This is a genomic window from Sphingobacterium bovistauri, from assembly GCF_020295405.1.
Lineage (GTDB): Bacteria > Bacteroidota > Bacteroidia > Sphingobacteriales > Sphingobacteriaceae > Sphingobacterium > Sphingobacterium bovistauri.
Genome location: NZ_JADEYP010000053.1, coordinates 1 through 5,447, shown reverse-complemented (window position 1 = coordinate 5,447; position 5,447 = coordinate 1). Strand labels below are relative to the sequence as shown.

2 tRNA genes and 3 rRNA genes are annotated in these 5,447 nt (G+C 47.6%); all 5 read right to left on the bottom strand.

What is annotated here, in order from left to right:
- Positions 1 to 13 precede the first annotated feature (13 nt).
- The 5 genes from rrf to IPZ78_RS16985 all read right to left on the bottom strand — a co-directional run bounded on the left by rrf (position 14) and on the right by IPZ78_RS16985 (position 5,154).
- Positions 14 to 125: ribosomal RNA gene (gene rrf / locus IPZ78_RS17005) — 5S ribosomal RNA — on the bottom strand.
- Between the two features lie 101 nt (positions 126 to 226).
- Positions 227 to 3,113 (bottom strand): 23S ribosomal RNA (locus IPZ78_RS17000).
- Positions 3,114 to 3,345: 232 nt separating this feature from the next.
- Positions 3,346 to 3,419, bottom strand: a tRNA-Ala gene (locus tag IPZ78_RS16995).
- Between the two features lie 11 nt (positions 3,420 to 3,430).
- Positions 3,431 to 3,504: transfer RNA gene (locus tag IPZ78_RS16990), tRNA-Ile, on the bottom strand.
- A gap of 120 nt (positions 3,505 to 3,624) precedes the next feature.
- Positions 3,625 to 5,154 (bottom strand): 16S ribosomal RNA (locus IPZ78_RS16985).
- The 16S, 23S and 5S rRNA genes sit together here with 2 tRNA genes alongside, the layout of an rRNA operon.
- Positions 5,155 to 5,447: the final 293 nt, after the last annotated feature.

Sequence of the window (5,447 nt, the reverse complement as noted above, 5' to 3'; positions counted from 1 at the left end):
ATTATTGAATAAAAGAAGGCACCGACCTACTCTCCCACCTGTTACGGCAATACCATCGGCTCGGGTGGGCTTAACTGCTCTGTTCGGAATGGGAAGAGGTGAACACCACCGATATAGGCACCCAAAGATCTTTTGAGTTATTTATATCTTAACATATTATAAATAAACATTGACATACTATTGAAAGAAAAAATAGAAAAAAGAAGAAGACAACAGTTACTATCCGCTTGGAAAGCTTCGGGCTATTAGTACTACTCAGCTTTGGTCTCTCAACCTTTACACCTGTAGCCTATCAACGTAGTCATCTCCTACGACCCTATAAGGAAGTCTCATCTCGTGGCTAGTTTCGCACTTAGATGCTTTCAGCGCTTATCTATTCCCGACGTAGCTACCCAGCCGTACACCTGGCGGCATAACTGGTTCACCAGCGGTCAGTCCATCCCGGTCCTCTCGTACTAAGGACAGATCCACTCAAACTTCCAACGCCCACAACAGATAGGGACCGAACTGTCTCGCGACGTTCTGAACCCAGCTCGCGTGCCACTTTAATGGGCGAACAGCCCAACCCTTGGGACCTTCTCCAGCCCCAGGATGTGACGAGCCGACATCGAGGTGCCAAACCTCCCCGTCGATATGAGCTCTTGGGGGAGATCAGCCTGTTATCCCCAGCGTACCTTTTATCCTTTGAGCGATGGCCCTTCCATACAGAACCACCGGATCACTATGTCCGTCTTTCGACCCTGCTCGGCTTGTAGGCCTCACAGTCAAGCAAGCTTATGCCATTGCACTCCTCGTACGGTTACCAAGCGTACTGAGCTTACCTTTGAAAGCCTCCGTTACCTTTTTGGAGGCGACCACCCCAGTCAAACTACCCACCAAACAATGTCCTCGACTTGATCGAGTTAGAAACCGAATACAGAAAGGGCGGTATTTCAAGGTTGATTCCATGACTCCTAGCGAAGCCACTTCAACATCTCCCGCCTATCCTACACATCCTGTACCCAATTTCAATGTTAAGCTATAGTGAAGGTGCATGGGGTCTTTCCGTCCCGTTGCGGGTAATCGGCGTCTTCACCGATACCACAATTTCACCGAGCTCATGGCTGAGACAGCGCCCAGATCGTTACACCATTCGTGCAGGTCGGAACTTACCCGACAAGGAATTTCGCTACCTTAGGACCGTTATAGTTACGGCCGCCGTTTACTGGGGCTTCGATTCAATGCTTCGCCTTGCGACTAACATCCCCTCTTAACCTTCCAGCACCGGGCAGGTGTCAGGCCTTATACCTCATCTTTCGATTTTGCAAAGCCATATGTTTTTGCTAAACAGTCGCCTGGGCCTTTTCACTGCGGCTGCTCATCGCTGAGACAGCGCCCCTTCTCCCGAAGTTACAGGGCCATTTTGCCGAGTTCCTTAGCCATGACTCACTCGAGCACCTTAGGATTCTCTCCTCGACTACCTGTGTCGGTTTACGGTACGGGTTTTATATACCTGAAGCTTAGCGGGTTTTCTTGGAAGTCTGATTACCTGCTCTATCAACGCCCCCGAAGGTTTGCTGTACTATTGGGTTTCAGCTAGATTGGCGGATTTGCCTACCATTCTAATACCTACGCCTTTTAACGAACTATTCCGTCAGTTCGCGGCAGTGTCACTACTCCGTCACCACATCGCAGTATATAAAAGTACTGGAATATTAACCAGTTGTCCATCGGCTTTCTCCCTTCGGATGCGCCTTAGGCCCCGACTAACCCTGATCCGATTAGCGTTGATCAGGAAACCTTAGTCTTTCGGTGGGCGGGTTTCTCACCCGCCTTATCGTTACTTATGCCTACATTTGCTTTTCTATAATCTCCACAACACATTACCATGCTGCTTCGCCGACGATAGAATGCTCCCCTACCAGACATACAAGCTAATGTATGAATCCATAGCTTCGGTAGTAATCTTGATGCCCGTTTATTATCCACGCCCGGTCGCTCGACTAGTGAGCTGTTACGCACTCTTTAAATGAATGGCTGCTTCCAAGCCAACATCCTAGCTGTCTGGGCAACCGGACCTCGTTAGTTCAACTTAGACTACATTTAGGGACCTTAGCTGATGGTCTGGGTTCTTTCCCTCTCGGCCTTGGACCTTAGCACCCAAAGCCTCACTGCCGACCATATCTTATAGCATTCGGAGTTCGTCTGGATTTGGTAGGATTTGACTCCCCCGCACCCAATCGGTAGCTCTACCTCTATAAGACTCTATGTCGACGCTGTTCCTAAAAACATTTCGGGGAGTACGAGCTATTTCCCAGTTTGATTGGCCTTTCACCCCTACCCTCAGGTCATCCGGAAACTTTTCAACGTTTATCGGTTCGGTCCTCCATTTGGTGTTACCCAAACTTCAACCTGCCCAAGGGTAGATCACAAGGTTTCGCGTCTACCTCTACTGACTATACGCCCTATTCAGACTCGCTTTCGCTGCGGCTACGTGGCTGAACCACTTAACCTTGCCAGTAAAGAGTAACTCGTAGGCTCATTATGCAAAAGGCACGCTGTCACGGAACAAGTCCGCTCCAACCGCTTGTAAGTACACGGTTTCAGGTTCTTTTCACTCCCCTGTTCGGGGTTCTTTTCACCTTTCCCTCACGGTACTGGTTCACTATCGGTCTCTCAGGAGTATTTAGCCTTACCAGATGGTGCTGGCAGATTCAAGCAGGATTCCTCCGGTCCCGCCCTACTCAGGATACCACTAGCGCTGTATTGCTTACCTGTACGGGGCTATCACCCATATCGCGCAGTTTCCCACCTGCTTCCAGTTTACGTTACAAATCACATGTCGTGGTCCTACAACCCCATTATTGCCGTAACAACAATGGTTTGGGCTCTTTCGTGTTCGCTCGCCACTACTTACGAAATCATTATTATTTTCTCCTCCTACGCTTACTTAGATGTTTCAGTTCGGCGCGTTCGCGTATTATACAACTATCCTTCAGATAGTTAGGTTGCCCCATTCGGAAATCTACGGATCAATTCGCATTTGCCAATACCCGTAGCTTATCGCAGCTTATCACGTCCTTCATCGCCTCTGAGAGCCTAGGCATCCCCCGTGTACCCTTATTTACTTTCTTCACTCATATAGCCCTTTTGCTACTATAGAGTTGCTTTGATATATACATCGTAATACTAATCAATAAACAGTTCGGCATAGACCGAGGGTCCGTTTATTAACTCAAGCATATCACAACATTGTCTCTACTGTTGTCTTCTCTTGTGTCTTTTTTTCTTTCAATATGTCAAAGAACTCTTCTTTCTAATGGATAATTGTCAATTAGTAATTGTTAATTATCAACCCAGAAAACGTGGAGAATATCGGAGTCGAACCGATGACCCCCTGCGTGCAAGGCAGGTGCTCTAGCCAGCTGAGCTAATTCCCCTAAGTATTTCGTAGTCCCGAGCAGATTTGAACTGCTGACCCCTACATTATCAGTGTAGTGCTCTAACCAACTGAGCTACGGGACTAGCTATATCTTATCTTTCTCTCGGTAACCATACCATACGGGATGGGCACTTTCTTCTAATGTCTTTTTTCTTTATTTAATCATGTATATAACGTAACGAGAATCAATAACTGTTCTCTAGAAAGGAGGTATTCCAGCCGCACCTTCCGGTACGGCTACCTTGTTACGACTTAGCCCCAATTATCGGTTTTACCCTAACACGCTCCTTGCGGTTACATGCTTTAGGCACCCCCAACTTTCATGGCTTGACGGGCGGTGTGTACAAGGCCCGGGAACGTATTCACCGCGTCATTGCTGATACGCGATTACTAGCGAATCCAACTTCATGAGGTCGAGTTGCAGACCTCAATCCGAACTGTGAATGGCTTTTCGAGATTAGCATCACATTACTGTGTAGCTGCCCGCTGTACCATCCATTGTAGCACGTGTGTAGCCCCGGACGTAAGGGCCATGATGACTTGACGTCGTCCCCACCTTCCTCACAGCTTACGCTGGCAGTCTGTTTAGAGTCCCCATCATGACATGCTGGCAACTAAACATAGGGGTTGCGCTCGTTGCGGGACTTAACCCAACACCTCACGGCACGAGCTGACGACAGCCATGCAGCACCTAGTTTCCTGTCCCGAAGGACTTATCTATCTCTAGATAATTCAGTAACTTTCAAGCCCGGGTAAGGTTCCTCGCGTATCATCGAATTAAACCACATGCTCCTCCGCTTGTGCGGGCCCCCGTCAATTCCTTTGAGTTTCACCCTTGCGGGCGTACTCCCCAGGTGGATAACTTAACGCTTTCGCTAAGACGCTAACTGTATATCGCTAACATCGAGTTATCATCGTTTAGGGCGTGGACTACCAGGGTATCTAATCCTGTTCGATCCCCACGCTTTCGTGCATCAGCGTCAATAATGACTTAGACAGCTGCCTTCGCAATCGGAGTTCTGAGACATATCTATGCATTTCACCGCTACTTGTCTCATTCCGCCATCTTCAATCACATTCAAGCTATACAGTATCAAAGGCACTGCGACAGTTAAGCTGCCGTCTTTCACCTCTGACTTATAAAGCCGCCTACGCACCCTTTAAACCCAATAAATCCGGATAACGCTCGGATCCTCCGTATTACCGCGGCTGCTGGCACGGAGTTAGCCGATCCTTATTCTTCCAGTACATTCAAATACTTACACGTAAGTACGTTTATTCCTGGACAAAAGCAGTTTACAACCCATAGGGCAGTCATCCTGCACGCGGCATGGCTGGTTCAGAGTTGCCTCCATTGACCAATATTCCTTACTGCTGCCTCCCGTAGGAGTCTGGTCCGTGTCTCAGTACCAGTGTGGGGGATTCTCCTCTCAGAGCCCCTAGACATCGTTGCCTTGGTAAGCCGTTACCCTACCAACTAGCTAATGTCACGCGAGCCCATCCATATCCTATAAATATTTAACAGCATTCTGATGCCAGATCGCTGTGTTATGCGGTGTTAATCCGAATTTCTTCGGGCTATCCCCCTGATATGGGTAGGTTGCTCACGCGTTACGCACCCGTGCGCCACTCTCACCAGTTTGTAGCAAGCTACGCCCTGGATCCCGTCCGACTTGCATGTATTAGGCCTGCCGCTAGCGTTCATCCTGAGCCAGGATCAAACTCTCCATTGTAAAATGAAGTTTGACTCTAACTATTTATAAAAAATAGAATTGTCTTTTTTAATATCTATTTAGTTATTGACTAAGGTTTGATTTGTGAACTTTCGTTCTCTCAAACTACTCGTTACGCTACATGATCATTTTCTTAAAGAACTTTCTTCGCATCCGCATCGCGCTTCTGCTTATATTTCGAGCATTACTGCTGTACTTATCTTGTTTTGTTTTCCCTTCGTTTCCGTCGGGACTGCAAAGGTAGAAACTTTATTTAAACTTCCAAAATTTATTTGAAGTTTTTTTTCTTTATG